The 535-nt window shown below is 39.8% G+C and carries 1 protein-coding gene; it reads left to right on the top strand.

What is annotated here, in order from left to right; translation table 11 throughout:
• The coding region (locus M2R48_RS21430) for a hypothetical protein (RefSeq protein WP_262087654.1) at positions 1 to 535 on the top strand (535 nt) is incomplete at both ends.

Raw genomic sequence — 535 nt, forward strand, 5'->3', positions numbered from 1 at the left:
TTCAAACTTTAGACAATACTAAAGGGGAGATTTCGGCACAGAATGTACACCTGACGGGTCAGCGCTTAAACAATCAACAGGGTACGATTCAATCCAAAACAGCAGATTTAAACATCAATGTTGATCAAATTGATAATGGTACGATGCAGGATTCAGCAGGTAATCTGATTGCTGGGCAAAATCTTAAATTGAATGCCCAGCAGTTACAAAGTACTGGGCAAATCTATGCTGGCAATACGGCTGATATAACTGTGAATCAGTTACAACAGCATGGTCAATTGGCGGCACAGAACAAAATCAATGTTCAAGCAAATACCATTGTCAGTGATAAAAATGCCGTATGGGCAGCTGGATTAGACAAAGACGGAAAACTCAGCAATAGAGATGCCACACTCAATATTGATGCACAAAATGCACAGATTGCAGGAAAGATTTTATCAGGCAATCAAATTCAAATTAAAGCCGCTCAAACAGCAGACTTAAGTCAAAGTGAAAGCCAAGCCAAAAAGATCAACATTGCAACGACCCAACTGAA

The sequence above is a fragment of the Acinetobacter sp. I-MWF genome (assembly GCF_025433935.1).
Classification (GTDB): Bacteria; Pseudomonadota; Gammaproteobacteria; order Pseudomonadales; family Moraxellaceae; genus Acinetobacter; species Acinetobacter guillouiae.